Here is a 4,612-nt window from a genome sequence, read left to right as displayed (position 1 = left end):
AACATCGTTGTTAAATAAAAATCTTTCTCAATTAATTCTTAAGAATTTATAAATATTGCGAAATGTTAATTTAAATATTCTCAAGTTTTTGCAGTCAATAAATAATTTTTACTTATCTTTGTCGGAAAATAGAACTCCTGCAAAAATCCCACATCTACCATGGGGTTAGGAATCAGTTATCAGTTATCAGTTATCAGTTAACTGAGAAAACTCCCCACACCCCACACCCCACACCCCACTTATTCAACAAAGATGAAAGAATCATGGCGAGAACGTCTGAATATCTCTCGAATAGCGATTAATGCCCCGAGGTTAACCATTGCTTTCTGGTTAGCGGTGGTCGTGGCGGGAATTTTGGCTTTTAGTTCCCTAAAATACGCTCTTTTCCCCGATATCAGCTTTCCAGTCGTAATAATTAACGCTCAAGCGGATTTAGCTACTGCTATCACCACGGAACAGCAATTAACTAAACCCCTAGAAAATCCCCTTTTCTCTCTCCCCGGTTGTCGCGATGTGTCCTCGACTACTTCCCCCGGACAGTCAGTAATCAGCGTTTTCTTTAAAATTGGCACAAATTTAGACAGGGCCACGGCAGCAGTTAAACAGGCTATCTCGCAAGTCCCTTTACCCCCTCAAGCTACCACAGAAGTTATCCCCGTTGATTTAAATGAGTCGGCAACAGTCACCTATGCGCTGGTGAGTGAGCAGAAAACTCTGGAAGAATTAAGCCAAATCGCCCAAGATAATTTAATTCCGCCCTTAAAAGCTCTCGAAGGTACGGCTAAAGTTAATTTACTCGGTCAAAGTACAGTTAGGGAAGATAATCCCCATAAAAGCTTAACCCGACCATTGCCCACGCTGGTGCGCTTTAATGGCCAAGAGGCGATCGCAGTGCAGGTAATCAAACAAGGTGCTGCCAATAGTCTCGATCTGGCCGCCCAAGCAGAAAAACTGGTTAAAGACATAGCACAAAAACTGCCCGATGTCAAGATAATTTTAGCTGAAACCCAAGCGGAATATATTCGCGCTGCCCTACAAGGCACGATCGATGATTTACTTTTGGCAGTTTTGCTGTCGGTGCTGGTGATATTGATATTTTTAGGCAGTTTCGCCGCTACAATCATTTCTGCTCTGGTTATCCCCCTATCTCTTTTGGGGACTTTCATTATCATGGCAATCTATGGGTTTAATCTGGAAACCCTGACGCTGCTGGCCCTCGCTTTGGTGATTGGCATTGTCGTGGATGATGCGATCGTTGATGTGGAGAATATTTCCCGTTTAATCGACGCGGGGGAAACCCCGAAAAATGCGGCACTCAAGGGGACAAGGGAGATCGGATTAGCTGTCACTGCTTCCACTTTAACCATTGTTGCCGTGTTTATACCCGTCGCTTTTATGGGGGGTGCGGTGGGACAGTTTTTCCAACCCTTCGGTTTAACTGTCTCGGCTGCGGTGATTTTTTCTCTGTTGATCGCCAGAACTTTATCGCCAGTTTTGGCAGTATATTGGCTGAAACCGCAGTCACGGGCAAAAATGACGAAACAAAAGCGACCGATTGAGAACGCCTATCGACGGCTCTTAAACTGGTCATTGCGTCATCGTTTGCTGGTCATTGCTATTGCCCTAATTACCTTTTTTGCGGGTATTGCCCTGATTCCTTTTATTTCTAGGGGATTTATTCCCCGACTCGATCGCGGCGAGTTTAATCTGGTTTATACTTCTCCTTTGCCGAAAATAACGCAAATTAGTCCTAATAAACCGACGGCTAAGAGTTCTAGCGATAGTTTCGCTTGGATTTCCCAGTTAGCGAGTTCTCCCGAAAGTTTTCTTTTGCGTCGCACTATCCGCGATGGCAGCAAATTAGAAGCGCCGATTTTGCGGGATGGGGAAGTGGAATCGACTTTTATGATCGCCGGTTTACGGGGTGAGCCGAATCGTGGCAAAATTCACATTAAACTGAAGAGCGATCGTCAATCTCACACCAGTGCGGTGCAGCAACGGATTCGGCAAATTTTACCGACAATTAGAGGGGTGAATGTCAGTATCGAGGACATTCCTTTTGTGCAGACGGAAGCGGAAAAGCCGATCCAAATTGCGATTAAAAGCGATGATTTGCAGCTATTGCGCGATAGTGCCGAGAAATTGCGGGTTGAGGCCGCTAAAATCGCCGGTTTAAAGGATATTTCCCTATCATCTAGATTAAATGAGCGGGGGGATTTTTTGGCGATCGAGCGTTTAAATGGTCAACAGGCGATTTTTCTCAGTGCTAATCTTAGTCCGGATTTAGGATTAGAAGATGCGGCCATTAAAATTGAAGGGATTCCTTTACCGGAAGGGATAACTTTACAGCGTTGGGGTACTTCTTCTCAAAGTAGCGATGTTTTGGGCAGTTTTGGTCGCACTTTAATCCTAGCGACAATTTTAATGTTAGGAGTTTTATGGTTATTATTCAGAAGACTGCTAGAAACTATCGTCATCGCTTTATGTTTACCTTTAGCGATTGTGGGGGCAATGTTGGGGTTATTGGTAACGGGTAGTGAGTTTAGTATGATTTCTCTGATCGGGTTTATCTTCCTCTTGGGATTACTTGATAAAAACGCTGTGTTATTGCTGGATTATACTAACCAATTGCGTCAACAGGGTTGGAGTCGGGAGCAAGCGGTTTTAGAGACGGGAATGATTAGGTTAAGACCGATTTTAATGACCACTTGTTCGACAATTTTAGGCATGATTCCGATCGCTTTGGGATTGGGTACTGGTGCGGAATTGCGGCAACCCATGGCGATGGTAATTGTGGGAGGTTTAGTCACTTCTTCCCTGTTGAGTTTAATTGTTGTGCCTGTGTTATATCTAAGTTTAGAGGATGTTTGGAACCAGATTAAAGCCGGTCAAAAGTAGCTAGTTTTACCGTTTTAGCTTCTGATTACTATAGAGTCGTTTGAATTCTTTTTGTTGTTGATTATGATCGACAATTGGCTCAGGATAACCACAACGATGTCTTTCTAAATGGGAGATTTTCCCGGTTACTAAATATTCCGTATCTACGGAAGCTAATTCCGGCAACCATTGACGAATATATTCCCCTTCTGGATCGAATTTTTGTGTCTGACTAGCGGGATTAAAAATTCTTAAAGGTTTCGGATCCATGCCACTAGAGGCACTCCACTGCCAACCACCATTATTAGCGGCTAAATCGCCATCAAAAAGTTTCTGCATGAAGTATTTTTCGCCTTTTTGCCAGTTAATAATTAAGTCTTTGGTTAAAAAACTCGCCACGATCATGCGACAACGATTGTGCATCCATCCTGTTTCATTTAATTGTCGCATCGCCGCGTCAACGATCGGATAGCCGGTTTTTCCCTCACACCAAGCTTGAAAATGTTCTTCGTTATCCTGCCAAGGAAAATGACGAAATTCTGTTCTATAAGCACCGACCGCCAATTCTGGGAAAAAATAGAGACAATGCTGGTAAAATTCCCGCCAGGCTAACTCTTGCTGCCAAGTGATAATACCATCTTTTGCTTCCTGGGCGCGGCAATTTTCTAATAACTCTAGGGTTGCCGTCCAAATGGTGCGAATGCCAATCGCGCCAAATTTTAAAGCGGCACTCAAGCGCGAGGTGCCATCAACAGCGGGGAAGTTACGATCTTCTTGATAATTGTTAATAACCCCTTGACAAAATTCTTCTAATCTGCTATTAGCGGCCTTTTCTCCGGGGGTGAGGGGTAAGGGATTTTGCCAAGTAAAACCTAAATTTTCTAGGGTTGGTAAATTAATAGTTTCTGTGAGTTTCTCCCCCTCATTTTCGTCTAATCCTTGCAGGTTTTCTAGGGTTGTGGGGCTGGCTTTGGCTAATTGGCTCCAATTTTTCCAAAAAGGAGTATATACGGTGTAGGGGCTTTTTGAGAGGGTGAGGACTTGCCCTGGAGCGTGGAGAAGTTGATCCCAGAAGGTTTCTACCTCAATTCCTTTTGTTTGTAAAGCGGCAATTACCTGTTGATCCCGTTGACGCGCGTAGGGTTCAATATCGAGGTTAAAAAAAACTGCTTTTGCTGATAAATTGCTGGCTAAGTTGACGAGTGTTTGACTGGGGTTGCCGCGAATAATCAGTAATTGACTACCTTTTTGGCGATAATTTTTGGCTAATTCCTCTAGACAACCGAGGAGATAGGCAACTCTCGCAGAGGCGATATCATCCCCTTCTAAAATAGCAGGATCGAGGCAGAAAACCCCGATAATTTTCGGACTACGTTCCCTAGCTTTACTAAGTCCAATATTGTCCGAGAGACGTAAATCGCGACGATGCCAGAAAAGGATTAGATTTGACATAGAATGAGGTGATGAGAAGATTATCAGGAGCGAGATTATTGGGGTACAGTTAAGAACAAATTCAATTCAAAAATACTCTTTCTGTAATTATAAGACAGTGGATCAAGAATAACTGTCTAATTGGGTGCATCTCATTTTTGTAAATCTACTGAGTTGGGATTTTTAAAGGGAAACTATCTTCTAAAGTTGGTCATTACTTCCGATTTTATCACTCAATCCAAGCCTTTGGGGGGTTCTACCCCCCAAACCCCCCGTTGGGGGCGTGGCGCCGCCCCCAAACCCC

Annotated in this window: 2 protein-coding genes; one reads left to right on the top strand and one right to left on the bottom strand. The window is 43.7% G+C overall.

Translation table 11 applies throughout. The features are described from left to right. Positions 1-252: 252 nt before the first annotated feature. Entirely contained in the window at positions 253-2,898 is a 2,646-nt protein-coding gene (locus BGL89_RS04835; RefSeq protein ID WP_286824705.1) for an efflux RND transporter permease subunit, read from the top strand. A 6-nt stretch (positions 2,899-2,904) separates the two neighbouring features. On the opposite strand, the gene BGL89_RS04830 is transcribed toward BGL89_RS04835, so the two are convergent. Further along, on the bottom strand, positions 2,905-4,329 hold the full coding sequence (locus BGL89_RS04830) for an FAD-binding domain-containing protein (protein WP_286824704.1): 1,425 nt from the start codon (positions 4,327-4,329) through the stop codon (positions 2,905-2,907). Between the last annotated feature and the right edge of the window lie 283 nt (positions 4,330-4,612).

It is taken from the genome of Microcystis sp. LSC13-02 (genome assembly GCA_002282935.1).
Taxonomy (GTDB): Bacteria; Cyanobacteriota; Cyanobacteriia; order Cyanobacteriales; family Microcystaceae; genus Microcystis.
Note: the sequence above shows the minus strand (reverse complement) of the source record. Positions and strands in the feature narration are given on the sequence as shown.

Bases quoted from the DNA above. Each gene is read 5' to 3' on its own strand.
- BGL89_RS04835 (WP_286824705.1), top strand. From the start codon at position 253: ATGAAAGAATCATGGCGAGAACGTCTGAATATCTCTCGAATAGCGATT.
- BGL89_RS04830 (WP_286824704.1), bottom strand. From the start codon at position 4,329: ATGTCAAATCTAATCCTTTTCTGGCATCGTCGCGATTTACGTCTCTCG.